This is a genomic window from Acidovorax sp. GW835-FHT14B10 (genome assembly GCF_058793725.1).
The window spans coordinates 356,038-380,431 of sequence record NZ_JBXAGC010000001.1 but is presented as its reverse complement, the minus strand read 5'-3'; the positions used below and the strand labels follow the sequence as shown (position 1 = coordinate 380,431).

The window sequence follows — 24,394 nt, the reverse complement described above, 5'->3', positions numbered from 1 at the left end:
GGTATCGACGAGAGCCGGTTAATCTGAGCGGACTGCCACGTCTGGTTGTTGTGCACGATGCAGTTTCGGACTGCAGCAAGCTCAACACACCTCGCGTACGCCCAGGGGTAAGGCGTCCAGTTCAACTTCAGATTCGCGACGTTGGCCTCAAGGCCACTGTTTGGGTTGTTGCCAACGGCAATCGAGCGGGCTTGAATTTCGATGTCTAGTACTGTGTAAAGATCAACTAACAGTGCGCGGGCGAGCCGCGACGCGAACCGGCCTCGCGCCCTCCTGTAGTCGGCGTTGTGCAAGTTCGCCCGAGCCACGTTTCGACTCGGGTGGTGCTGCACGGAAGGGGGTGCCAACGGATTGACGCCAAGCTGCGTGTGCCCCCGAATCGTCGGCCGTATCGCCGCGACGCCCGTCGAAGCGTGAGGAATTCCGCTTGTGGCCAGACAGGCCATGTAGAGGTCTTGAGTCCATAGGCGAAGGTCGTTAGTCCAAGGCAAAGTCGGGCCTCCAGTTCAGTTAGAAAATTACGTGGCGTGGACGGCACACGCTGCTCGCAGAGTTCGGCCCCGACGATGTGGCGGTCGGTTTCGCAGCGAGTCAACAGCCAGGCGCTGGATACGCGGGAGGATAGCCACCCGCAACCACCGTACCAAACCGTCGATTGCGGTGGGTGTCTCCCTGCCTGATGAGCATATAGCCGCGTACTCGCCATACTGAAGAGGCTTCCCATGGACATCGCGTCCATAAAGCCTTCCTCGCGGCCTCGGCCGCGCCGAAGTCCGGCTCCGCTGGCGTCGCAGTCGTTACCTGCCCCGAGTTCCCTGGCTTCTGCCGGGGCGGCGGCTTCGGCTGCCGAGAGCGTCCGTCGGCGTCGGCGCCGACCTTTCTCTGTGACGCGCCGCCTCACCGTGGCGCGCTACTGAGCAAGGGCCCTTGCCGCAAGGCGTAGGGCCCTCATCCCATGCCGGCCCTCGAGGCCGGTGCCGAGCCGCTTCGCGCCAGCGAGGCACACCCGAACGGGGACCCCAGTCCCCGCCAGGGTTGGGCGTTCCCCTTTTTCACCGAAGGAGAACCCCATGTCTGCTATCCCTGCAGTCAGAGCATTGCACCGTGTTCCGGTGCTGTTGGGCGGGACTGGCCTCGCCAGCCCCCTGCCCGCTCCGCAGCGCAACCTCGCGCTGCTATTGCGTCCCCTGCCCTGCCTTGGCAAGTGCATGGGGCTCCCGTGTGCTACGTGCCGTGCGGGAGGTTGACCATGACGGTCGACCTGTACCGCCGGCGCATTGCCGCCACTGTCGTCGAACTGGCCCGGGACGATCCGTTTCTGGTCAAGGAAGTCATCGCCCGCCTGCGCACGGCGGGTGAGATCGAGGCCGACGATCTGGTCTATCTGGACCGGATCGCCGACCGCTGGATCACCATTGCCCAGGTCAACGTGCAGCGAGGCAGTTCAGCGCACCCGTGTCAAACGCGCGGGTAACGGGGCTCCCTTCGCCTGCGCCATCGCCGCAGCGATCTTCTCCAGCAGTTCCGGACGTTCCTCGGCCAGCGTGCCGGCCCATTGGGCCAGCGCCTGGTCGAGATCGTCTTGCGTTCGCGCCCCGCCGACACCGATGCCGAGCTTTCGGAGTTCATCGGTTTCGGTGGGCGTGAACCGGAGTGAGTGGCCTGCACGAAGCATGTGTGGGCTTTTCAAGGCGTGTGGGATGCCAGCTTAGCAAGGCAGCACACCGCCGCAACCCCTGGGAGACTGACGCCTCCCGAATGGGGCCTGGCGCGTGCTTCCCTCAAGCAAGGAGTAACGACCATGACTCTCAACGCTTCCCGGGCCCGGCCCAAGCGCAATGCCATCGGCCTCGAGGAAGAGCGCGCCTGGGTGTCCTTCTACCGGCGCGCCGGCAAAGATCCGGCGATCGCCGCCGAAGTGGCGGCCCAGCTCGAAGCCGACATCGAAATGAAGCGCGAGCACCTGGCGCTGTACCTGTGCTGCCGCGAATCGCTGCGCCTGCACCAGGCCCGCGAGGCGCGCAATCAGCGCTTCGGGCAGTTCGTGCGCTGGCTGCTCAGTGGACTGTTCGTCCGATTCCCAGCCAACGCGCGCCGTGCCATCGGCCGGGGAAGTGACTTCGCCGCAGCATGCCTGCCCGAGAGCAGCGTTGAGCCGGCCGCTGCGCAGGTTCAGCGTTTGAGCAAAAGCCCCAAGGTCCGCGCCGCACGCGCGGCGTTCAAGGCGCGATCTATCGTTGCAGAGACACCCGCCCCACCGGTGGCTGTCGAGGCGATGGATGCGGCTCCACGAGCGGCTCAGGCCAACGGCTGAGCCTGGCACCAAGTTCTCCTGGCCCATGGCCGGGGGAACTCGGTGTTTCTGCCGCCAAAGGCACAACACCCCCATCCCCACCGCGCTCACGCCATCAGGCCGCGAGGCAACGCGCAACCTCCTGGTCGATCATCCAATGCAGGAACTGCGTGTCGTGCGACACGCCCCAGTAGTGCGCCTTGCACTTCGCCACATACGCATCGAGATCCGCGAGCGTGCGGATGCCGGCCGGCTCGATGTCGGTCAGCCATTGGAAATACTCGATTTCCTTGCTCGTCAAACGGATCTGCGCGCCCAGGCGGATCATGGTGAACCCCCTTGATGCTCACCATACTGACGCCAAAAAACAAACTTGAGGGCGAATTGGCGGAGCCTGATCAAAAAATATCTTGAGTGACACCGGAGTGACTTTTGAGTGTCACAAGACCGGCAGTGGCATGCATCAGACCCTCTCGGCATTGACGATTCGCGACACCGCGTGCAATTGCCATCCGAATTCAGCAATGAATGAGCGGTTTTTCACCGCGGTTTACTGCCTGCACACGTTTTCCCCCTTGTGACGCAGCGAGGCCAGGGCGACACTGCCCAAACCCACTTTCTATTCAGATAAAGGCCCTCCGGCCAGTCGCCGGCGCCGCAATCGCTACGTGCAAAGACCACCGTGCCGACAACCGTTGCGCACCACATTCCCGCCGGGGACGCCGTCCTCGTGCAGCACCGCATCATCGGTGCCGAAACCATGTTTCTGGGAAAGTTGACACTCATGATGGCCTACCTCTGCAGGGTTGGTGAAGTCCACAAGGCTTCCCGAACCCCATGCCGGCATCGCCCCACAAGGAGTAACCCCCATGCACACCCAATGCATTGAACAGTTGCGCGAATTGGCTGAACCTCTGGCGGCGCTTTCGCTGACCCATCTCACGCCGGCCACGCGGCAAAAGCTGCGAGACGACGAACTGTCCGTCAATGCCTACCCGACCGACTTCGGAGGCTTCGTCTTCGTAGGCTCACCACGCTATCGCTCGCCTGCGGAATCCGACCTGGCAACAATTTTCGAGGCCGCCGAGCGAGCCGGAATCATCTGGCTCAAATTCGACAGCGAGGCCCCCGCCGTCGAGGGACTGCCGACCTTCTCTCCCCAAGATCCCCTCTTATGAGAACGCCCCGGTGCCGACTCGGCGCCGGGGACTGGCCCATCTTCATCGCCATCACTCGACGGGAACGGCACCGGCGTCCATCCGCAGCGCCTCCAGGTCAATCACTGCATCTGCCATGCCCGCCAACTCGGGCGTCTGCGAGACGAAGAACTCGCGCCGGTAGCCTCCGAGCCGCAACACCTCCCGCTTCATTGCTCCGAACATGCGCTTGCGTTCAGGATCGAGCGCGCCATCGGCCTCGTCCGAGAACAGCGTTTCATAGCGCCGCTCGCTGGTCTGCGCCAGGTACAGCGCGACGGCCCGCACCAGGCATTCGTTGATCCAGACCCTCTCCCCTCCGCTCATCAGCCGCACGCTCTTGCTTTCCCCCGATTCGGCGTCGTGCACCACGATGTCGAAATCCTCCCGCTTCTCCCCCTTGGCCGTCTCCGCCTGCGTAAGGATGGATACCGTAAAGCGCGGGCCGTAGCAAGCCAGCAGCAGGTCGTTCGCCAGACCCGACAAGGCCGGCCCCGCGTCGTCGATCGCCAGGGCGATCAGGCCGTCATTGCTCATGCAGCGTGCCAGCAGGGCCCAGTCGCCGATGGCATTCTCGATACGCTGGCTGCGCCGACGGGCCGCCGCCTGGCGTTCCGACAATGCCTCCCGCTGCTGGCGCAGTGCGGCCAAGCTCTGCACCTGTTGGAGGGCTTGTACATGGGCGCGCTGCGCGGCCTCGTGCACGGTGACGGCGTGATCCAGGGCCATATTCGCTGCGGACAGAAGTTTGTGGTCGAAGGGCTCGGGCAGCGTTGCCAGCACTCCATCCAGTCGGGCCAGCGCTTGCTGCAGTCCGGCCGACTTCTGTTGCCGCTGTGTGCCGATGGCTTGCATCGCCGCCGTGATGGCTTCCAGCTCCTCCCGCTCTGCGCGGGCTTCGGCCGAACCGTCCTCGCCGCCGGCCACACCGAGGCCTGTCAGCTCATCCCGCGCGTCGGCAAGACGCTGCCGGGCAACCTCCATGTCGTCGGCCTTCGCTGCAAGCAGCGCCAACGTGGATGCCCGATCCCGTGCACGCTCCAGGTTCCGCTCTGACAGCTCCAACTGGGCCCCAACGGAATTCATGGCCAAGACGCGTGCCTTGACGGCCCGGCCCTCACGCTCGACCCCGGCCTTCTCGTCGGCCAGCCGCTGCAGCACCGCGTCAGCACTGGGAATCAGCGCCTGGGCTTCGCGGGCGTCGGCCAGCAACTGGCAGCGCCCCTGCAACGGCATGCCGCTGCAGGGCACCTCGGCGGTCAGGCCGAAACGGCGCCGCAGTGCCTGCGCCTGCAGGGCCGCCTGCCCCGCTTCGCGCTCGATGCCCTGCACTCGCTGCGCCAGCATCCGCAACTGGCCGCGGCCCTGCTCCCGGTCTGCCAACTGAATCCTCGCCAGACGAACGCGCTCCGCGCGCTGCGTCAGAAGGTGTTCGGCCAGCGGCAGGCGCCGAATCGCGCGCCGCACCAGAGGCTCGCTGGCCAGCAAGGCATTGCACTGCGCCTGCACTCCCTTCAGACGCTCCCTGCGCAGGCCGGCCTGGGCCTGCCGCTGAGCCGCCCGGCGGGTCAGGCGTTCCAGCCGCAGGCCCTCCCCGCTCTCCCGATCCGCCAGCTCCTGCATCGCGCTACGAGCAGCGGTCTGCGCTGCTTCCCGCTCCGCCAGCAGTTGGGCCCGCCGGGCATCGGCCTCACGGGTATGGTCACTCTGCGCGGTGACCTTGGCGCAGGCATGCCGAGCGACTTCCAGTTGGGCGGCTGCGGCTGTCACGGCATCCTGGGCTCGCCCAGCCAGGGCAGGCGCATCCGCAATTTCCTCCCATGCTGCCTCCAGCCGGCTGGCCTCGGCGTCCATGCCGAGCGTTTCCTGCCGCACAGCTACCAGCCCCGCCTTCAGGAACTTGGCCGTATCGCCAGCCTTGCGGCCCAGTTCGCGGATGTGCTCCTGGCCCAGCAGGTCGGCCAGCAGCGTTTTGATTTCCGCGTTGCGGTAGTCGCTGAGCTGGCGCTTGCCCTGGGCACCGAAGACCGAGGTGAAAAAGGTATCGGCGCTGCCGCACAGGTGTTCTACGCAGCGCGTATAGGTGTCCACCTTGCCGTCCGATACCGCGCCGTCCTCCAGAATCACCGGGCGCCATGCTCCCGTATCGGAGAGAACAAACAGGAAGGCTTCCGTCCGGCGTCGGCCATTGAGCCGGATCACGATCTGGGAACGGTAGCTGCGCCCCTCCAAGGCCCAGACCAGATCCTTCTCGCTCTCCGGGAGGAAGACGTGGTCGTAGTAGCTGAAGCCGCCCGCACCTGCCGCTGCCGAGCGCGAAGGCATGGTGAGGTAGGGATGCATGTTGTCGAGCACCGTGGTCTTGCCGCGCCCATTGGCGCCGACGATGGCGACCAGCTCGGCCCCATCGCACAGGGCCTCGAAGTCCAGGGTCAGGACATCCAGCCCCAGGCCGTCGCGGATTCCGCGAAAGCCCTTGAGGGTCAGGGAAAGAAGTTGCATGGCGATGATCTCCATGGAATTGGTGCATCCCAGTTTCCCGCGAGGCCGGGGGAGATCAAGGGCTTGGAGGTGCCGATGGCTTTCTCTGCCGCTCATCGAACGGATGCTCCAACGGATGAGCGAGTCAAGATAAAAAATCCCTTTTGTAGACAGCAACTTACGGAAACCTGCAAGAGAGGTAAAATGGCCTTCCAAGGATCCACTGCTCCGCTGCCATGAACACACTCAACCGCATCAAACGCTCTGTCGCCAACCGCAGCGACGACGTGCTCCTGCGCAGCGAGTTCGATCAGTTCGGCAGTGCTGCGCAGGTGGGCCGTGCCCTGCGCGAGTTGCTGATGGACGGCACGCTGGTGCGCCTGGGCCTGGGCGTCTACGCCAAGGCCAAGCCAAGTGTGCTGACTGGCAAGCCCATTCCGGTACGGCCGCTGGAGGTTCTGGCCCCGGAGGCGCTGAACAAGCTGGGGGTGACCGTCATGGCCAGCCGCCTGACCCAGGAGTACAACGCCGGGCGCAGCACCCAGGTGCCCGCGGGCATCATCTTCAACGTCGGACGGCGCCGTATCGCCCGCAAGCTCGGCTTCAACGGCAAAGCGATCCAGTACGAACACGCATGAGGGTACTGGCGCCCGAGCGGCGGGAACTGATCGAGGCGCTCGTCGCGGAAGCGGCGCCTGGCGGGATCACGGCGGGCCTGCTGGAAAAGGACGAGTACCTGACCGATGCGTTGCGGGCCCTGTTCGCCTTGCAACCCGAAGGCATGCAGTTGGTGTTCTGTGGCGGCACCAGCCTGTCCAAGGCCTATGGGCTGATCGAACGCATGTCCGAGGACGCGGATCTGAAGGTGGTGATCCCGGATGCCGGTCAAGCATCCCGCGCCGAAATCCGCCGCAGGCTTTCCTCGCTGAAAGCGCTGGTGACCGAAACCCTGACCGGCATCGGTCTGGTCGAGGACCCAGCCAAGGGGCTGGCCTTCAACGAGAACCGGTACTTCTGTAGCGAATGGAGCTACGCGCGGCACTATGGCTCCGCCGCCGGGCTGCGTCCTCACCTGCAGATCGAATTGACGGCACGCACCCCGGTTCTGCCTCCGCAGGTCTGCCGTATCACCACGCTGACCGACCAGCTCGCCGGCCGCAGCGATCCAGCCTTCGAGGCGCTGGTGGTCGCCGTGGCCGAGACAGTCGCGGAAAAAGTCCTCTCGTTCCTGCGCCGCTACGCCCAGCACCGCGCCGGGCTGATGCGCCAAGCCTGGGACACGGCCCTGGTCCGGCACCTGTACGACGTGCACAGCATTCTCCAGCGCCAGCCCGACGTGCTGGCCGACGCCCAGCGGGCATTCCCCGCGCTGGTCGCAGGCGACCAGAAGGAGTTTGGCGTCCAGTTCTCGGACTTTGCCGCGGCACCCCACCAGGTGCTGAGCGGCGCGCTGCGGCAAGCCCGTGCGGATACGAAGATCCAGGCGGAGTTCACCGGCAACCTGCTGCCCCTGGTCTATGGCGGCGGCACACCCGCATTCGAGCAGGCATTCGGGGACTTTGAGAAGGTGGCGGCCACGCTGTTGGACACGCTGCGCTGACCGGTCTGCCCCCGGCACCCCTTGCCTCAATGCCCACGTCATGACCATCACAACGACCCAGCCCCCCGAAGCCGAATTTGAAGCACGCATTGACGCCACGCTGGAGCGCGTCTTCCCGGGTGTCACCCAACTCAGACACCAGTCTCGATTCAAGCTGCGGGTCGGGCGCACCGTCCTCGAGGCTGGCGCGGCCAACTACGTCGAGGGCCGTGCAGACATCATCGTCTACAGGGGTGACGTGGCGGTGGCCGTTCTGGAACTGAAACGGGAAGGGCTTGCCCTCACCGCCGATGACGAGGCGCAGGGGCGCTCCTACGCCCTGCTGGCCCAAGCGCCCATCGTGGTGATCACCAACGGCACGGACACCAGGATCTACCAGACGTACGACATGGAACGGCTGTCGGGCGAGACCGTTGACGAAGCGGAGCTGGCGCGCCGGCTCCAAGCCGCGGCGATTGCCGCGCAATCGGGTGTCTCCAGCGCCGTCAGCAAGCTGCTCGGGACCGATCTGGGCCGAAGCGCGGTCGCGGCCATCACATCTGCCGAGCTGGAGGAGCTGACAGGGGACTGGATCTCCGGCGAGCGCTTCGTCGACCGATTCCTTGTGCCGCGCCAAGCCACGAAGGATCTCAGAACCATCTTGCGGTCGGGATCCCACAAAGTTCTTCTCCTGGCCGGCCCTCCGCTGTCCGGCAAGAGTTCAGTATTGCGGGAGCTCGCACTGAAGAGCCATGACGAACCATGGGACATCCTGTTCGTCGAGGGAGGCTCCTGCAGCGAGGGACTGTTCCGGAGGCTGGCAAACGTGCTCGCCGCGCAGTTCGGTTGGCCCGCGACCCCGGACGAATCCAGGGTCTGGCTGCGCCAGCTCGCCAGCCAGAACCAGCGCAAACTCATCCTCTGCCTCGACTCCCTGCCAACGGCCAACCCGGCCATGGCCAGCGAACTGGACGAGATGCTGACCACCTTCGGCGAGCGCATGCGCATCGTCGTGGCGGTCGACGAGAACGACGTCGACGGGCTGACGCTCAAGCCCAACGGCAGGGAACGCACCAGATTGGGCCGCCACAGCGGGCTGGTGAAGTTCGGCAACTACGATGACGACGAGTTCGAAGTTGCCAAGCGCGAGTTGTGGGCGCTGGGTGGCGGCCTCGTCGATGGTGCCCAATATGCGCCGGAGCTTCGGGCACCATGGGTCCTGCGCGCAGCGGTCGCGAGCGGCATGCACGGCAACCCACCCGAGAAGGTCGTCATGTTGCCGCCTCTGCTCGGCGCGGAAATGTTCGAGGTTGCCGACGAGAGATTCGACAGTCTCGGTGAGTTGCGCGATGACTTCAGGCGACTTGCAGTGGCGTACCTTGAGGATCTGAACACGCATCGTCACCATGGGGATGTGCTCGCCGCCATGTACCTGTTCTCCATCCGGCAGGAGGTGGTGAAGGAGCACATCGAACGGGATGCCATTCGAGACCTGACCCGCGCCGGTCTCATTCGCCGGGGAAAGGCGTTCTCCGGCGACACGGTATATGTGGTCCGGGTTCCTGAACTCTTCGGATTCGAGGTGGCGGCTCGGCTGGCCGCGCTGCTCCCCCGGCGCGTGTCGAAAAGCGCGGATGACGCCGCGAAGTGGATCATCCAGACGTGCGCTCGAATGCCATTGGGTGACGCCATTGGTGCACGTGCCATCTCCAGGGCCATCCACGATCTGGGCGGCGCTGGCTACCTGGTACTGATCAATGGCCTCCTGAAACAGCCGCCAAGCCGACAGCAGTTGGGAGCGGGTGCACGCATGGTCACGCTCATGCCAGACCACGGCCTCGTCGACATCGAGGTGGGTGACAACGGCACGCTGACCCTGCGTTCACGCGCGAAGAATGGGGCACCGGTACAAGTGGAAGTCGACGACGAGGATCTCACCACCACGACCAGTATGGACGGCTGGCTGATCCTGTCGCAGATGCGGGAGTTTCGTCTGGCCTTCGTCGACAACGAGGAAGAACTTTCCAACGTGGCCGCGACCTTGCTCCTGGAGTTGGGAACTTGCCCCATGGTATTGCGGCGGCCCAGTCGGAATCTCGAAGGGTTCCATTCGCACGAGATCGATGGGGCTGAGATGTCGTGTTTCAGGAACGGCATTGCGGAGCCCGTCGTGTGGGCAATGTCGGAGCTCCTGCTTCACGACATTCAAGGCGTCGACCGAGACGCCTGGGTCCAGGCCGCGGCCGCGAGCGACTGTCCGCCGCTCATCCATCGTCTCGGGCTGGCGCTCACCCACATCGCCAGGCTGCAGGGCAAGAGCGAATGGGCGACGGACATGATGGAGCGGTTCTACCGGCCGGCATGGTCCGCCCTGCCCTCGTTTCACTGACTCCCGACACGACCGCCCCCAATCAGCGCATACCCGGCCTCTGTGTCACCACCAGCATCGTGCACAACCACCCTGGGTTGAGACAGCGGATCCGGATCCTCAGACCGGCTCACTCAACCGTTCCGGTAGCACATGGTGCGTCGACGGGGTTGAGTCCGTATTGCTTCCGATCAGCCTTGCCGCGATGACCTCGGGCTGCTCGTGGTCCAGCGCGGCCATGCAGGCCAGTAGGGGTTCGGGGCGAACGTCTGCCACCTTCGCCCAGGCGCGCAGTTTGTCTTCCAGGCGTGGCAGTTGGGAGATGCCGGCCGCGCGCGTGCGCACCACAGGAACGATGCGCCCCTCCAGTTTGGCCTCGGCCGCGCCTGCCAGCATGCGCTGGATCGCCTCGCGGTCGACCGCGCCGCGGTCCTCGTCCGCGACCGTCCAGCGCACGCGCACGCTGGCGCCCGTCACGTCCTGGCGCGCGATTGCGTCTCGCAGCACGTCCAGGTCCGGGCGCCCTTCGAAGACGATATCGATGGTGCGGCGCGCCAGCGTGGCTTCCAGCGTGCAGCGCGCATCGTCGGCGCCGACTTCCCAGACCAGAAATCCTTTCTCGCCCTCCTCGCCGTAGTGGAAGCGGCCGATCGACCCAGGATAGGCAATGAGCTGCTCTCCTCGGTCACCCTGCCGGCTCCAGGCCTGGTGCCGGTGGATGTGGCCGAGCATGAAGGCCTGGGCCTCGGCCGCGAAAAGCGCGCCGGTGGTGAACTCGTGGTCGAAGCCCGCCATCGGCACGCCGTGCTCGCTCACGCAGCCGAACACCGTCCCGTGCGACACGCCGATGGTAGGCAATCCTCGCTCGCGCGCCAGACGGTGGGTGGGCGCCCAGCCGGCCAGCAGGCGCTCCAACTGCTCGCCAACGGCCTGGGCGGCATCCACCGCCCCAACCGCAGCCGCCAGCTCGGCCTTGTTGACGGTCGGCAGGCAGGAAAACAAGGCGACGGCATCGCTCGGCAGCACCTCGAAGCGCCAGTCAGGAGAGCGCCGCCAGCCCCGCCCGCGCGTCAGCACCGCCTGCCCGATGCCTTCGGCCACATGGATGGGATGGCGGCCGCCCAGCGCCCGGAAGATTCCGAGCGTGCCTGGCGGCTCGTGGGAGTAAGTGCCCTGCAGCAGTAGCACGGGACAGTGATCGGCGAGCCGCCGCACCTGCGCCACCAGCCGCCGGGCCGCCGGGGCGTGCAGGTCGAGCGCATGGTCGGTGGCATCGCCAGAGATGACGGCGGCGGCGACGCCGAGCGCCGCTGCGCGGTCGATGGCCGCACCGAAGCAGCGGTCCGCCTCGACCAACGTCCGGCTGCCGTAGTGCAGGTCGGAAAAATGGGCAATGCGCATGGTCGTCTCCTTCACGCAGACGCGCGCAGCTCGACGTCGATCTTGTCGGCATAGCCCCGCGGATCGTTGCGGTAGCGCTCGAGTTCATCCCAGGCCCGGCCCCTGCCATGCGGGTTGACCCGCCAGCCACGGCCCCATCGGCGATCCGCATAGGCCTGGTAGCGCTCCACCGGCAGGCCGATGCCGCGCACGCGCGCCAGCACCTGCTCCAACGTCGGGCGTCCCGGGGACGGCTCCGCCTTCTCCGAACCGTCGGCGTCGTACGCCTCGACTGGTGCCTGCACCTCGCCAAGACCTTGCACGCCCGCTGCAGCACCGTCCAGGATCTGGGTCGCCAGACGGGCTTGCTGGACGATCGCCTCCTCGTCTTCGTGGTCGCGCAGGAGCGCCGTCACGTCCACGGGGGCCTCGAGCTCGATGATCCACTGGGGCACGCGCACCGCCCGTCCCTGTTCATCGATGCGCGGCACCTCCTTGAGCACCTTGGTCAGGAAGAAGGTCGTGCGGTCCCGTCCCAAAAAGCCGGAAATGCGCCCGCCGCGCATCTGGGCGATGGCCTGGAAGCGCTGGATGGCGGCGCTCATCGCGTAGAAGCTCGTGGTGGGCAGCTCCAAGGCGCTGATCGAACGGATGCCGGGAATGAAGAACAGGAAGCGGCCCGTGAGATTGCACTGGTGGGCCTGGTATTCAGGGCAGGACTCCGGGTTGCAGATGCCGCCGTTCTCCTCCCGTTGCATGGTCTTGCGCCCGCCGAAGATGCGGATTGTGCGGCGCCCGGTGTGATCCACAGGCACCGGTGCATGGTGCATGCAGTGGCGCACCAGCCCATCGGGCGAATACTGCGACCAGAACCGCTTTTCATGGGTGCTCCAGGCCGCCAGCTCATGTGGCATCACCGTCTGCCAGTGGTCGGATGGGAAAACGACCGGGAAGCGGTACAGGCGATGGCCCTGCCCCCGATCCTCGCCGTAGGTGTCGAGAATTTCGCGGGCGATTTCCGGATTGGGGAAGTCCGCCCCGCGCACCGTGAACCACGGTACGTTGCGCGGAACCAGCGGGGACTTGAGCTGGGGCAGCGCCTGCGCCAGCGCCTTCTCGATCGCCTCGAAGGATCGCCCTTCGGCCACGCCCTGGGTGTAGATGGCCTTGGCCTCGGGCTGCTCGGCCGCCTTGCGCGTGAGCACCATGATGCCGGGGCGGATCTTGCCGCCGGTAGGGATGCGCGCGGGGGCCTGGCCCAGCAAGGTCGGCAAGGAGTCCGATCCGCCCTGCACCGTGATAATGGCTTGTGCCATGGAGTGCTCCTTCATGAACATCGGGGAATTCCGATGGTTCATGCTCTCGCGCATGTGGCCGCCATCAACCCCTGGTGCCGGCCCGCAAGCGATCGCGTGCTCGAGAGCCAACGGTGTCAACATTCCCGAGTTGAATCTTCAAGATTGCCCAGGACGCAGCGTTGACGGACAAGGCGCACACTTGGCTGATGCCGAAACCCCGTGCATTTCGCCTCGATTTCGGCTGGCGCGCAGACTGGCATTTGTTCAGCATGGAGCCATGACCAAGCTGGAGCAACAAGGAGCGATAGCGTGCAAATGGAGGAACCCATCGAACCCGAAGAGGGAACACCGCAAAGTTCCTGGACGCTCGCGATCGCAATGTTGCGTGGCGTTCTGGACGGCGGCACCTATGACGCCGTCGCATCCCGGCATGGCATCACGCGCACGGCTGTCGAGAGGCGCATCAAGGCCGTCGCCATCCATGTCGCGTCCACCGCAGGCATCGAGGGGCTGAATGCCGAGGGAGCGGCCTTCGTTCGTCGTCTCCGGCTGCATCGCGACGCCATTCGCGAGGCATTGGACAGACTGGGCACTGAGCCACCTGCCCATGCACGGCCTATCCGCGTTCTCACCGATGAGGAAATCAGCTCAGGTGCCGTGCGCATTCGAGGGCGCAGTCAGCAGCCTCACGAGGATCTGGCTCTCTACTACATCCTGCTCGCCACGGGCGCCCGGCCGCTGGAGATCGCTCGCCTCGAAGTTCGCGACTACCTCCATGCCGACGGCACGGTGCGCCGAATCTCGTCTGTCCGACCTGAGGTCGCCATCACCCGGAAGGAGCGCCCGCTTTTCTTCTGCAGCACGCGGCTCGAGGAAGCCTTGAATGCCTATCTGGCGGAACGCATTGCCGCCCGGCAGGGAATGGGTGCCGATGGAGAATACCGAGGTCTCGATCCGGCCAGCCGGCTCTTTCTGTCCGCCAATGGCCAAGGCTTCGAGATCAAGCCCTATGGGTCGAATGGCCAGAAGCGGTTCCGGTGCCGAGCCGTCCAGGAAACCTACCGCAAGCTTTTCCGCTACGCCGAACTCAAGCAGGTGACCGCGCTCACGGTGCGCCATACTGTGGCCGACCGCCTCTATGCGAGAGGCGCGGACGAATCCCAGGTAGGGCTGCTGCTGGGCATTGCCGACCGCAGCGCGGTGCGGGACCAATTCCCCCGCCCTCTGCTATCGCTGGACACCCTGACCACCGACCTGGTGTAGCGGCAATGAGCGGGATCACAGCCGTTCCGTCCCCGGATGAGCAACGATTCTCCATCCGTGGCCAGGTCTGGGAGATCACCGATCTGGGCCTGCAGGAGGCACTCGCCCGGATTCATGACACGGCGGAACGGCCGCGCTGCCTGTGCATGCCCGACGGGATCGAGATGTACGTGGCACGGCACCGCCAATACCTCGTGAAACGAATGCCGGACACCGGCAAGTCCCATCATCCACTGTGCCCATCGTATGAGCCCGACAACGCCTATTCGGGACTGGGTGACTTGGTGGGCGACGCCGTGCTCGAAACGCATCCGGGCCATGTCGAGCTTCGCGTCGACTTTCCATGGACGCGCGTTCGTGGACACGCCGTGGCGCGCGGCGAGCCGGACGAGCCGGGAGAGGTTTCGGTACCGCGCAGGCGCATGACCCTCAGAGCCGTCACGCACTTCCTGTTTGAGCGCGCCGGCTTCAACCGGTGGACACCTGCCATGTCGGGGAAGCGCAATCAGGGGGTGCTGTGCAAGTACCTGCTCGAGACCGCCGCAGAGATCGAGGTCAAGGGCAAGTCCCTGGCCGAAAGGCTCTACGTGCCCGAGCCCTTCAGCGAATCCGCAAAGGCCGACATTGCGCAGCGCCGGCGCGCCAAGCTGGCGGTGCTGCAACCCCATGACGGCCAAGCACCGCTCGCGCTGGTGATCGGCGAGTTCAAGACCTGCGAGCGGGGAGACAACGGCTGCCGCATCTGGATCCGCCATATGCCGGATGCTCCGCTTCTGATGGATTCACGCGCATGGGATCGCCTGGCTCGCACCTACGCGGCCCTGCTGGAAGCTCGCGATGCCGATTCCGGTCATCCCGTCCGGCTCGCCATGGCGGCGCTGATCCACGCGCGGCGGGAGTTCACCTACGAGATCGACGCTGCCAGTCTGATGCTGGTCAGCGAGCAGTGGATCCCCGTGGAAGGGGTGCACGAACTCCCCCTCATCGATGCCTTGATCGCGCAAAGACGGCGCTTCCTCAAACCGTTGCGCTATGACGCCAAGGCGGCGGCGACCTTCCCCAATGCTCTGCTGCTGGACTGCGGCGCCACGCCCGTCCCCTTGCATCTGACCAGTGAATTCACGAGCCCCAAGGACCGGGCCCTCAAGGAAAAGGCGATTCACGCCAGCGAGAAGTCAGGCGCTTGGCATTGGCATACCGCCCTTCCGATACCGCCGTTGCCGGCCAAAACATCGGGCCAGCACCTCTGACCTTCACCTGAAGCTCCGGCTGCCCATGCAGCCGGAGCACGCCAGCCGTTCAATTCTGCTCGTCAATCCAGCGCCGAACATCTTCTGCGCGCCATGCCGTGATCCCAACCGACAGGCGAATCGGGGCAGGGAATACGCCGTCGTTGACGCGTCGCCAAAGCGTGGACTTGGAAAACGGGACGAAGCTCAGCAGCAGCTTCTGGCGAACGAATCCCGTCTCGGGCAGTGTGGGCCGCTGTGCCTGAAGTCCGGCGGGCACAGAGGGAGAGGTGGTCGAGGTAACTTGCATGATCATTCCTTGTCTTGGCGAATGCCAAAGGTGCAGGGGCATGACCAGCTCTGTCGCAGCGAAGTCGGTCTTGAAAGGCTTTCGCTGCCGAGGAACGCAGAACTCCTACCTCTGTGCAGGCGTTCCATTCAGGCACAGGGCAATGGGTGTATAGGGGCTTGAATCAGCAAATCATGAACATCTGCCCGCCAGAGCAATGAGGGCAGTGTTCAATACATGGGGCCGAGTAGTAGAGACGCGGCCTGAAGGCAGGTGACGACTGCGACGCACTTGCTTGCCAAGTGGACTGCGGGGCCAAGGTGAAGTGTCAGCCCCTGTGCATCACTTTACCCTCGCAGGCCGATGACGTACCGGCAGCATTCAACGCGGCGCCAGCAAACGGCCCCGCGCGCGGCCGGTTGTCCGTGGAGACGTCACCATGCTATGCCGGATCCACCGGTACGGCGTCGGCCTCCGGAGACGGGGATGGTGCGATGTCGTCGGCCCCGGCCACGCCCTGCCCTGCATCGGCCTCCAGCAGAAGACTGGCTGCGGCATCGTCTGCTGGCGGCGTTTCGCCGGATTGGGATCTCTCCACATCACCCGCGCTTCCAGCCTCACTCGCCGGACGGCGCGCGTCGAGCGCATTCATCTCCCGCCGCAGGCGTGTCGCCAGATTGCGCGCCCCGTTCGCCACGTCACGCACCTTGCGCTTGAGCGCCGCCCGTTCGACATCGACGGCCTGTTGGGTGATGATTTCGTGGATCTCGAGCGTCTGCAGCAAGGGCATCAGCTGATCGAGCTTGCCCAGGATTTCCAGATACCGGCGGCTGCTCGACGACAAGACGCCCACCTCCAGATCCAAGGGGACGGTGTCATAGGTCGCGGTGCTGGTGATGCCATTGGCATGGAACAGCGCTTCGGCACCGTCGATCGCCTTGTTCAGATCCTCGGCCACCTTGTCCATCTGCGACCGGATCAGCACCTCGACCTTGCTGACGTCGTCATGGTTCAGCCGGGTGCGCGAGATCACCGAGATGAAATGAATGCCCAACTGGAAGGTGTTGAAGTAGCGGATGAACAGGCGCTTGCCCTCGGCACTGGCAAAGCTCGCCTTGATCTTCAACGAAGCCGCTTCGACGCGGCGGAAGTCGGCCTTGGTTTCCTTCGCTAGGATGCGGGCGTTGACACCCCCTTGGTCGTGCTTGACGAAATCAATGTCGGCCATGATCGAGTTCTCCTGAGGCAGCGCTGCCCGGATCAATGATCGGCAATGCAGCCACGGGTCGCCACGCGAAACGGCCACGAAGTCAGGCTGCTTTCGGCATTAGCACGCATTGCTAGAGCATCAGGCATTGACGCGCAAGGGGCGGCCCTCTACTGTGCGAAGCATGCAGTAGCTGGCCCTGCACCCCTGGCAAGCCCTGGAGTTTCCATCGACACGGTCTGAGCGCGACGCGCTCGATCGCTGTCTCCATGTAGCGCTTCCCGCCGGCGGCTTTCGAGGCCGGCCCCGAGGGTAGCAACGCCCTCGGCCTGGCGCCGAAAGCTTCCCCCGCCGGTCGCTGGCACACCGGCCCCATGGCGCATCCCGCCGTGACCCAAGCCAGCCCAGAAATCTCCGATCCGTCTCGCGGATCCGTCCACCCATCCACCCCTTGGGGCTCATCGCCCCTTGATTGGTGCGTTGGCTCCTGCTTTCTCCAAGGAGCCCACCATGCTGCACCCCAGCGTCGCACCCGAGTTCCGAGCTGCTTCCTCCGTCTGCCCCGAGCCACAGCGGCCTTTCTTCCACGTCCTGCTCGACAGACTTCAAACCGATGCTTCGCCGCCCCCGGCAGCAGCGGCCTTGGCTTCGCTGGATGCGGACCAAGGCTCTCCCATCGAATGGAGCGAGGAAGACGTCGTGCTGCTGCACTGGCGGCTGCTCAAGGAAATCGGCCGCCTGGCCGATCCCGAAACACCGCTGGAAGAGAAGTTCGACACCTTGCGCTGGGTCTTCACCGAGCGCGACAAGGATCTCCGGCCCTTCAGCTTCGTGTCCTGCCTGCGCGTGGTGGGCTGCAGCCCGCTGTCGCCCCTGCCGTACTGCGGCCTGGTCGATGTTGAGGAGGTGCGCGACTTCATCCGTCTCGCCATCCCCCAATGGCTGCAGCAGACCCTGAAGCGCTACCCCAGCTGGGTACGCGAGGCCATCGTGGACCACCCCGACTGGGTGGAAGCGCGTCTGGCCCGCAACCCGCAGTGGATCAACGAAGAAGTCAGGCGTTTCGCCAGCGAGGGCGACCTCTTCGCCTGACTGCCCATCAACCCCGTCCGAAAGGAGTCCGCCATGAAGGACGTTCTTTGCCTGCTGGCGATCTTCTTCGCCTACGGCCTGGCCGGCCACCTGGACTACCAGGATGCCGTCGCCATGGAAGAAGCCATGCGCCAGGACGATCCGCCGTCCTGCGCCACGCCGCAGTTCGAGCCAGCGCCTGCGCGCTTGGCCCGGGATGAACCCCACCCCCCACCGGCGTGCCGGCCGGAGGATCACGAGGGGATCGAAAAATGAACCACATCGCACGCACACCGAGCCGCCCGGCCGCCCTGCTCACGGTCCAGGCCCTGGGCGACATCGAGTACCTGGTGAAGGAGAGCGAGGTGCTCACCGGCCAGGCCGGCAGAAGCTTCGTCATCGCCGGGGCCGACCGTCTGTCCTATCGGGTGCACTGGCATCCGCTCGGATTCAAGGTCGAGCGCCTCGACGAGAGCGGCGACGTCCTGAATTGCCAGCACCTGCTGCCCTGGGAGTTCCCTCAGCACAGCTTGGCCCAGGCCCTCGCCTGCGGCCAGTTGTTCACGGCACCTGTGCCGCACGTGTCCAGCGCATTTGGCGCGCCCGGCACCCACGCCTGATTTCTTTCACCCCGCCAGCGGGCCCGCCCGCTGTGCGGGCGGGCGCTGGTCTTTCAGGAGATCACGATGAAGATCCAGATCCGTTTCAACGAGGAAGGCGCACTGCGCAACCAGCGCTATGCCTTCACGAACCGTTTCACACTGGTCACCGAGCTGCTGCAGAACGCCCGCCGCGCCGGCGCGCGCCACATCACCATCGAGCACCGTCCCGAAGATCAGGTGCTGCGCGTTGTGGATGACGGCCACGGCGTGGCAGATTTCCAAAAGCTGCTGAGCTTCCACGAATCCGGCTGGGACGCGGGCCTGGCCGGCCAGGAGCATCCCTTCGGCGTCGGCTTCACCAAGTGCCTCTACGCGGCTTCACGCATCGTGGCCGCATCGGGACGCCAGCAGGTGGACATTGATAGCGCTGCAGCCCTGCAGCGCGAGCCCTTCGACGTCACCACCAAGCGGCGCGTCGTGAACGGCACGGTCATCGAACTGCATGGCGTCGAGATCAGCGATCTCGCCAAGCAGATGGAGACCCTGTGCGAGGGCTTCCCGGTCGACGTGGTGTTCAACGGCACGCCGATGGCGCGCCGCTATGCCGAAGACAAGATTGCGTTGAGCCCCACGCCGATTGGCGTGGTTCATGTCAGCGGCAACCGCGACGGCAAGGCCACCTATGCCACGCTGGTGTTCCTTCAGGGCTTCTGCGTTCATCGGCCCAGGTTCTTCCAGGCGGACTCCGTGAATGTCGTTCATCTCGACCCGCAGCAGTTCATGGCCCGGCTCCCCGATCGGGATCAACTGATCGACGCCGACCAGCAGCTCAAGCGGGTCGATGCCCAGGTCAAGCAGTCCTGGCGCAGCATCCTCGAGGTGGCGAAGACCCAGCTCAAGCCGCAGGACTTCGTCGCAACCTACTTCGACGCGATGCTCCAGTGGCAGCATCAGGATCTGCTCAATGACATGGACGAGCTGCCCGCCGCGCTGTTCCAGCGCATCTCGGGCTACCCCTTCCAGACCCACTACGGACAGCAGGGCTTTCTCGAGCCTGCCGCTGCGGCCCCCAGCCGCGAGGACATCGAGTCCGGTCAGGTCACGCTGGTGTCCATGGGCGCAGTCAGCGAGGAGAACGCCGCGCACTGGATGCTGGCCCGGCAAAATCAGTGGCTGCTCACCGAGGCTTACCGCCTGGACAGCAACCATTGGCTTCATCCGCATGTCCGTTACCCGGATTTGGAGAAAGCCGTAGTCGAACCGCAAGGTGAAACCGCGCGCATCACGTTGGAGGGCCGCTGGGTCTGGCCACAGGTCGTCCTCTGCGAGGCGGTCAATATCCGCTTCGGCGGGCACGAGGCCATCCTCGTGGATGACGGGGTATGCCACGAGGGCAATCTCCTGATTCCCGCCAACGAGGTCTCGGGTGAAGCCATGCGGCAGCTGTCCGACTTCGTCGATGGAAACGATCACTACCGTGATGACGACGCCGAGGCCGATTGCATGGCGCTGGCCGACCTGATCCGCAGGCTGCGGTCGACGGACCCGGTCGCCACGCTCAGCTCGCTGCTGTCCGAACTCGGCCTTGGCAAGTACGCACTGTTGCACGGCCGGCGCTTCGAGGTGACCGTGGGCGTGGGCGGCATGCCGGGATGCTCGGTGGAACTGGTCGGCGCGGAAGAGGCGCTCGCATCCGACGGAGGCGGCCATGCAGAATGCTGAATATGCTGCGCGCATAGAAGCAGTCAAGCAGCGCGCCCATGGCCGATGGACGGAGATCCTCGGCGCCCTGGGCCTGGACGAGCGCATGCTCAAGCGCAAGCCCATGCCCTGCCCCGTCTGCAGGGATGGTGTGGACCGTTTCCAGTACACCGACAAATACGGCGAAGGGAACTACCACTGCCGCAAGTGCGGGCCCGGCGGGGGCTTCAAGCTGCTCCAGGCCTGCAAGGACATGGACTTCCACACCGCGCTGTGCGCCGTCGAGAAGCTGGTCGGCCTGCTGCCACCTACGGCACCTGCCGGCGAAGCCGCGCCGGATCGCATGAAGAAGTTGGTGCAGCGCATCTGGAACGAAGCCCGTCCGGTGACGCTGGGCGATGAAGTGGACCGCTACCTGCGCGGCCGCGGACTGGCCTTGAGCCACTATCCCGACTCGCTGCGGTTCCACCCTGCCCTGGGCTACTACCAGAAGGAGGGTGCGGCCAAGGCGCGCAAGGTGGCCGAATACCCGGCCATGCTGGCCAGCGTGCGGGATGCCCAGAGCGCGGTGACGCTGCACCGGACCTACCTGAACGCAGGCCGCAAGCTGGATGCACCCGATGCGAAGAAGGTGCTCTGCAGTGGTTTCGTCGGGGCAGCGGTCCAACTGGCCGAGGCGACGGAGGAACTTGCCGTGTGCGAAGGCATAGAGACAGCGATTGCGGTCTTCCTGGCCACAGGCAAGCCCGTGTGGAGCGCCCTGAGCGCCGGCAATCTCGAAAAGCTCTGGATTCCGGAGACCGTCAAGCGCCTGTGCATCTACGGCGACAACGATGCCGACGGCGATTTCACGGGACAGGCCAGCGCCTACGCGCTGGCGCGCCGGGTGAAGCGCGAGGAGGCACAAAGCGGCCCGAGAACGGTCCAGGTGTTCCTGCCCAAGCTGGCAGGAACCGATTGGGCTGACGTGTGGCTGCAGCGCCAGGAATCCTCGGTGCTGCGCGCCGCGTGATGTTGGTTTCGGGGGTGGGTTCGCTCACTCCCGGGCCCTTTCAGTGCAGGTTCGAGGTGTTCGCTCTGCGCCTGTACCGAAAAGGTTTCTCCCTCTGGTCGCTGCCAGACCAGGCCGTTCACGACACCCATCGTGCGGCGAAGGCAGCCTTGGAGTTTTTCGCGCAATTCGATTGCGCATCGTGGATCGGTTTGCACCGGTCCTTCATCAGCCCATGCGGGGATGTATCCCCGTCGGGGCTCTGCCGTCCCCGCTTTTTCTGTTCCCCAAAAGGAGATTCTCATGAGAAGCGGACGTACCCTGGTCAGCCTGGCCCATGAACTGCAGCGCCAGCTTGATACCAAGAAGGATCTGGTGGTGCCCTCGCCGCTGGTGCGCCACAGCACCAGCGAGGACGGCGGCACCACCCTCGTCATCGAAGAGGCCGGTGGGCCCGCGAGCTACGGCGTCACGCCGCTGGCCCGGCGCCAGCTTGCCGACAAACTGAGCATCCCGTATGCCTATTTCGAGCGCATGCGCGAGAACCAGCCCGTGCTGCTGGACCGCAATGTGAACACCTGGCTGCAAAGCGAAGGCGACCGCCGTCTGCTGCGCACGCTCGATGGCCGCGTGCGCGCTGTGCTGTCCGACCGCTATCGCCGTCTGGACAACTACGACCTGGCCGAGCATGTCCTGCCCATCCTGCAGGGTCTGCCCGAGCTCAGATTCGAGTCTGTAGAGCTGACCGAGACGCGGATGTACCTCAAGTGCGTCACGCCGCAGCTCAAATTCGAGATGGCGCCCGGCGACATCGTGCAGGCCGGGATCGCCATCTCGAACTCCGAGGTTGGCCAGGGGACGCTGTCGGTGCAGCCGCTGCTGTTCCGCCTGGTGTGCCGCAATGGCCTGATCGTCGCCGACCGGGCGCTGCGCAAAACCCACGTCGGCCGCGCGCTCGCCCAGGAGGATGAAGGCGTGACGGTCTACCAGGACGACACCTTGCAGGCCGACGACAAGGCCTTCTTCCTGAAGGTGCGCGACGTCGTGCAAGCCGCCGTATCGGACGTGACGTTCCGGCAAGCGGCGGTGAAGATGCAAAAGACCATGGGCATCAAACTGACTGGCGATCCGGTGCAAAGCGTGGAAGTGCTGGCCCAGCGTTACACGCTGAACGATACCGAACGCTCGGGCGTGCTGCGCCACCTGGTTGCAGGAGGCGATCTGTCGGGCTATGGCCTGGTCAACGCGGTGACCCACTTCAGCCAGGAGGTCGAGGACTACGACCGGGCGACCGAGTTCGAGGCATTGGGCGGCAAGCTCATCGAGCTGACGGCCGCCGAATGGAAGCCGCTCGCCGAAGCGGCATGAACCGCGTGCGCGGCCCATAGACGAAACCGTGGCGGGAGGGGATGCCCCCTTCCGCCCGTTTTCACGCGCCTGTGCATGCCGGCGTCAGGAGAACACCTTCACGCTGATCGCGCTGCGCACCTTGCCCAGGATTTTCACGCGGCGCCTTGCGGCCGCTGTTGTCCCTGTCCACTCGTAGTCCTGGTAGGCCTTGTTGTCGCACTTGAGCACGATGCTCCGGTCCATGCGCCGTTCCACCCGCCGGATGTACAGACTGCCGTTGCAGTTGAACGCATAGATTCCGTTGCCAGCCAGTTGCGTCACGGCTGAATCGACGAAGACCAGATCACCCGCCTTCAGATGGGGAGCCATTTCGTCCCCAGGCACCTGCATTGGAATGCCCAGTTGGCCATGGTGGGCCAGAGAATCGGTGATGGCCTGGATGCAGTTGGCCACCTCGATGAGCTGGGCGCAGTGGGCCTCATCGTCAGCGAGTGGTCGCAGCGCGCCGATGATCTCGTCCGCACTGCAGCCCAGGCCCGCGCACAGCCGGGCGAACGATTCCAGATCCGGCAAACCAGGCTCGCTGGCATCGAACCATCGACGCACGCTCTGGGCCGCGCGCTGCGTGATCCCGGCCACATGCGAAACCGTCTTGTCGGCGGGAATGCCCATGGCGACCAGCCTGGCCTGCAGGCGGTCACGCACACCAGGAATCAGGTCGAGATCCCCATCAAGAGATGCTGCAAAGGAACGCCCTGCGCGGCTCACTGCACGGCTGTCCTCCAGCCTTCCACGCCGATCCACTGGCAAGCGTGGCACCACGCGGCTCGACGACGTTGTCTTGGCAGTCACATGACCTCCCGCCGAAAAAAAACAAAAGCGCGTGTTTTACCGCTACTTTTGTTACCGGATGTGGCCGACTTCGGAAACGACCGCCAACCCCTGCTCTTTACGGTGGCGAATTCAGCCAGCCCTCGAGAAAGCAGCAATTGATGCGCACCAGTTCATGGTCGACAGCATATGCTGACTATGACCTTACCACCACCTCATCCCCGAATCGAGTACCCGTGAAACATTGTTGACACTCCCCTCCAGAGGGGCATCGAGGAACGATCATGTGCCACCTGCTTCTATCCGATGTGCAATCCACCAACCTTCAATTCCTCTATGCCATCCTCGTCGGCACGGAGCGCGACATGGTGGAGACCTGCCGCAAATTCAACCTGCATGCGGCCCAGGCCGAACGCCTGCGCACCCTGACACCTGCCGGGGTCTGGAGCCTGGTGCATGCGGTCGGCCAGACCTCCCTGTTCGTTCCGCGGGCCGATCTTGTCGCGCTGATCGACTCGCCGCCGGCGCTTGCGGGCACCTTGGCCGCCGCGCGTCCGCCCCGCCCAGCGCCGCCCATGCAGATTCAGGTGTCCCGATAGATGCCGGGCACCAAGATCAGCCAGCGCATGCGGGCGCTGCAACTGGCCCGCGATTGCGCGGCATTGGGCGCACGCATCCGGACGATCCACCATCTCACTGGGCTGCGACCGCGCGAGTTGCTGCACCTGCTGTTCAATTCGCATACCATGCCGCCCTGTGGCAGGGCCCCGAATTCCCGCGAGTGGTACCACCGCGCGAACCTCGTGCAGCGGATCGAGGCGTCCATCGTCATCGCCAACTTCCGGCGCATGCGCCATCTGGGTTTTCCGGCGCCTGAAGCTCTGGTTGGCGCGTACCGCTATTACCAGTCGATGTACCGGCCCCCGCCTCGCATCAGCTTTGACCGGGCATTCGATCTCGCGGCGCATACCGAGGGCTTGTGGATCGCCAAGGCCCCCAACTTCCGCCTGGCATCGTGTTCCCGCTGTGACAGCGAGTTCCTGGACACATTCGCAGGCGCCGACACATCCGCACGACCCTGCCCTTTCTGCCAGTTGCTCGATCGGCACGCCCGCGATCCGCGCCTCACCGCATCCTTCGCCGAACCGCCAACGGCTTCAGAGGAGTTGATCGCACACCTGATGCCCGTGCTTGGCGCGGTCATGGATGCCAATGGCGAAACCCCCTCCAATTCGTCTTCATTGCCGCCAGCCGAAACCTAGCCC

The 24,394-nt window shown here is 65.1% G+C and carries 24 protein-coding genes; 16 read left to right on the top strand and 8 right to left on the bottom strand.

Features of this window, described 5'->3' with window-relative positions:
* The first annotated feature begins 1,249 nt into the window (after positions 1 to 1,249).
* Positions 1,250 to 1,474, top strand: coding sequence for a hypothetical protein (locus AC1Q5S_RS01740; protein ID WP_060987331.1), 225 nt, complete (start codon positions 1,250 to 1,252; stop codon positions 1,472 to 1,474).
* Here the strand turns inward: AC1Q5S_RS01740 and AC1Q5S_RS01735 are convergent.
* The gene (locus AC1Q5S_RS01735; protein WP_060987330.1) at positions 1,445 to 1,675 is read right to left on the bottom strand and encodes a hypothetical protein; all 231 of its coding nucleotides are present in this window, start codon (positions 1,673 to 1,675) and stop codon (positions 1,445 to 1,447) included. The two genes, AC1Q5S_RS01740 and AC1Q5S_RS01735, sit on opposite strands and share 30 nt — an antisense overlap.
* A gap of 126 nt (positions 1,676 to 1,801) precedes the next feature.
* Between AC1Q5S_RS01735 and AC1Q5S_RS01730 the strand changes: the two genes are divergently transcribed.
* Complete coding sequence (locus AC1Q5S_RS01730; protein ID WP_060987329.1) at positions 1,802 to 2,314, top strand: hypothetical protein; 513 nt, start codon at positions 1,802 to 1,804, stop codon at positions 2,312 to 2,314.
* Between the two features lie 94 nt (positions 2,315 to 2,408).
* Here AC1Q5S_RS01730 and AC1Q5S_RS01725 read toward each other — a convergent pair whose 3' ends face one another.
* Positions 2,409 to 2,621: a hypothetical protein gene (locus AC1Q5S_RS01725; RefSeq protein WP_060987328.1), complete on the bottom strand. Its 213-nt coding sequence runs from the start codon at positions 2,619 to 2,621 to the stop codon at positions 2,409 to 2,411.
* Positions 2,622 to 3,162: 541 nt separating this feature from the next.
* On the opposite strand from AC1Q5S_RS01725, the gene AC1Q5S_RS01720 reads away from it, so the two are divergent.
* Positions 3,163 to 3,471, top strand: a complete 309-nt coding sequence (locus AC1Q5S_RS01720) for a DUF5983 family protein (RefSeq protein ID WP_060987327.1) — start codon at positions 3,163 to 3,165, stop codon at positions 3,469 to 3,471.
* A 51-nt stretch (positions 3,472 to 3,522) separates the two neighbouring features.
* Here AC1Q5S_RS01720 and AC1Q5S_RS01715 read toward each other — a convergent pair whose 3' ends face one another.
* Entirely contained in the window at positions 3,523 to 5,991 is a 2,469-nt protein-coding gene (locus AC1Q5S_RS01715) for a hypothetical protein (protein ID WP_060987333.1), read from the bottom strand.
* A gap of 215 nt (positions 5,992 to 6,206) precedes the next feature.
* Between AC1Q5S_RS01715 and AC1Q5S_RS01710 the strand changes: the two genes are divergently transcribed.
* From AC1Q5S_RS01710 to AC1Q5S_RS01700, 3 genes are read left to right on the top strand one after another with little or no spacing between them, the layout of a single operon-like run.
* Positions 6,207 to 6,608 carry a DUF6088 family protein gene (locus AC1Q5S_RS01710; RefSeq protein ID WP_066788243.1) on the top strand — a complete coding sequence of 134 codons (402 nt, stop codon included), beginning with the start codon at positions 6,207 to 6,209 and terminating at the stop codon, positions 6,606 to 6,608.
* Positions 6,605 to 7,570, top strand: coding sequence for a nucleotidyl transferase AbiEii/AbiGii toxin family protein (locus tag AC1Q5S_RS01705; RefSeq protein ID WP_066788246.1), 966 nt, complete (start codon positions 6,605 to 6,607; stop codon positions 7,568 to 7,570). Before AC1Q5S_RS01710 ends, AC1Q5S_RS01705 begins: the two co-directional genes overlap by 4 nt.
* A 40-nt stretch (positions 7,571 to 7,610) precedes the next feature.
* The gene (locus AC1Q5S_RS01700) at positions 7,611 to 9,938 is read left to right on the top strand and encodes a type I restriction enzyme HsdR N-terminal domain-containing protein (RefSeq protein WP_067512333.1); all 2,328 of its coding nucleotides are present in this window, start codon (positions 7,611 to 7,613) and stop codon (positions 9,936 to 9,938) included.
* Positions 9,939 to 10,037: 99 nt separating this feature from the next.
* Here AC1Q5S_RS01700 and AC1Q5S_RS01695 read toward each other — a convergent pair whose 3' ends face one another.
* Positions 10,038 to 11,318, bottom strand: a complete 1,281-nt coding sequence (locus AC1Q5S_RS01695; protein ID WP_060985801.1) for a metallophosphoesterase family protein — start codon at positions 11,316 to 11,318, stop codon at positions 10,038 to 10,040.
* Between the two features lie 11 nt (positions 11,319 to 11,329).
* Complete coding sequence (locus tag AC1Q5S_RS01690; RefSeq protein WP_060985806.1) at positions 11,330 to 12,613, bottom strand: recombination directionality factor; 1,284 nt, start codon at positions 12,611 to 12,613, stop codon at positions 11,330 to 11,332.
* 297 nt (positions 12,614 to 12,910) lie between these two features.
* Here AC1Q5S_RS01690 and AC1Q5S_RS01685 point away from each other — a divergent pair, with 297 nt between their 5' ends.
* Positions 12,911 to 13,858 (top strand): tyrosine-type recombinase/integrase, encoded by a 948-nt coding sequence (locus tag AC1Q5S_RS01685; protein WP_243721570.1) that lies wholly within the window; start codon positions 12,911 to 12,913, stop codon positions 13,856 to 13,858.
* A gap of 5 nt (positions 13,859 to 13,863) precedes the next feature.
* A complete protein-coding gene (locus tag AC1Q5S_RS01680) occupies positions 13,864 to 15,108 on the top strand; it encodes a DUF1173 domain-containing protein (RefSeq protein ID WP_060985799.1) in 1,245 nt (414 codons plus the stop codon).
* A gap of 49 nt (positions 15,109 to 15,157) precedes the next feature.
* Here AC1Q5S_RS01680 and AC1Q5S_RS01675 read toward each other — a convergent pair whose 3' ends face one another.
* Together AC1Q5S_RS01675 and AC1Q5S_RS01670 are read right to left on the bottom strand one after the other, a co-directional pair.
* Positions 15,158 to 15,397 (bottom strand): helix-turn-helix transcriptional regulator, encoded by a 240-nt coding sequence (locus AC1Q5S_RS01675; protein ID WP_060985805.1) that lies wholly within the window; start codon positions 15,395 to 15,397, stop codon positions 15,158 to 15,160.
* Positions 15,398 to 15,818: 421 nt separating this feature from the next.
* Positions 15,819 to 16,604 carry an AcaB family transcriptional regulator gene (locus AC1Q5S_RS01670; RefSeq protein WP_060985798.1) on the bottom strand — a complete coding sequence of 262 codons (786 nt, stop codon included), beginning with the start codon at positions 16,602 to 16,604 and terminating at the stop codon, positions 15,819 to 15,821.
* Between the two features lie 489 nt (positions 16,605 to 17,093).
* Here AC1Q5S_RS01670 and AC1Q5S_RS01665 point away from each other — a divergent pair, with 489 nt between their 5' ends.
* The 6 genes from AC1Q5S_RS01665 to AC1Q5S_RS01640 all read left to right on the top strand — a co-directional run bounded on the left by AC1Q5S_RS01665 (position 17,094) and on the right by AC1Q5S_RS01640 (position 22,316).
* The gene (locus AC1Q5S_RS01665) at positions 17,094 to 17,675 is read left to right on the top strand and encodes a hypothetical protein (protein WP_060985797.1); all 582 of its coding nucleotides are present in this window, start codon (positions 17,094 to 17,096) and stop codon (positions 17,673 to 17,675) included.
* Positions 17,676 to 17,708: 33 nt separating this feature from the next.
* Positions 17,709 to 17,930: a hypothetical protein gene (locus tag AC1Q5S_RS01660; protein ID WP_060985796.1), complete on the top strand. Its 222-nt coding sequence runs from the start codon at positions 17,709 to 17,711 to the stop codon at positions 17,928 to 17,930.
* Positions 17,927 to 18,274 (top strand): hypothetical protein, encoded by a 348-nt coding sequence (locus AC1Q5S_RS01655; RefSeq protein ID WP_060985795.1) that lies wholly within the window; start codon positions 17,927 to 17,929, stop codon positions 18,272 to 18,274. The genes AC1Q5S_RS01660 and AC1Q5S_RS01655 overlap by 4 nt, the downstream gene beginning before the upstream one ends.
* 66 nt (positions 18,275 to 18,340) lie before the next feature.
* Positions 18,341 to 19,978, top strand: a complete 1,638-nt coding sequence (locus tag AC1Q5S_RS01650) for an ATP-binding protein (RefSeq protein ID WP_060985794.1) — start codon at positions 18,341 to 18,343, stop codon at positions 19,976 to 19,978.
* Positions 19,965 to 20,969, top strand: coding sequence for a DUF7146 domain-containing protein (locus AC1Q5S_RS01645; RefSeq protein WP_066786508.1), 1,005 nt, complete (start codon positions 19,965 to 19,967; stop codon positions 20,967 to 20,969). Before AC1Q5S_RS01650 ends, AC1Q5S_RS01645 begins: the two co-directional genes overlap by 14 nt.
* Positions 20,970 to 21,251: 282 nt before the next feature.
* Complete coding sequence (locus AC1Q5S_RS01640; protein WP_060983776.1) at positions 21,252 to 22,316, top strand: DUF932 domain-containing protein; 1,065 nt, start codon at positions 21,252 to 21,254, stop codon at positions 22,314 to 22,316.
* An 84-nt stretch (positions 22,317 to 22,400) separates the two neighbouring features.
* Here the strand turns inward: AC1Q5S_RS01640 and AC1Q5S_RS01635 are convergent, their stop codons facing one another.
* Positions 22,401 to 23,150 (bottom strand): S24 family peptidase, encoded by a 750-nt coding sequence (locus tag AC1Q5S_RS01635; RefSeq protein WP_243721571.1) that lies wholly within the window; start codon positions 23,148 to 23,150, stop codon positions 22,401 to 22,403.
* A 263-nt stretch (positions 23,151 to 23,413) separates the two neighbouring features.
* Here AC1Q5S_RS01635 and AC1Q5S_RS01630 point away from each other — a divergent pair, with 263 nt between their 5' ends.
* Both AC1Q5S_RS01630 and AC1Q5S_RS01625 read left to right on the top strand, forming a co-directional pair.
* Positions 23,414 to 23,728, top strand: a complete 315-nt coding sequence (locus AC1Q5S_RS01630) for a hypothetical protein (RefSeq protein WP_060983777.1) — start codon at positions 23,414 to 23,416, stop codon at positions 23,726 to 23,728.
* Positions 23,729 to 24,391 (top strand): FlhC family transcriptional regulator, encoded by a 663-nt coding sequence (locus AC1Q5S_RS01625; RefSeq protein WP_060983778.1) that lies wholly within the window; start codon positions 23,729 to 23,731, stop codon positions 24,389 to 24,391.
* The last annotated feature ends 3 nt before the right edge of the window (positions 24,392 to 24,394 follow it).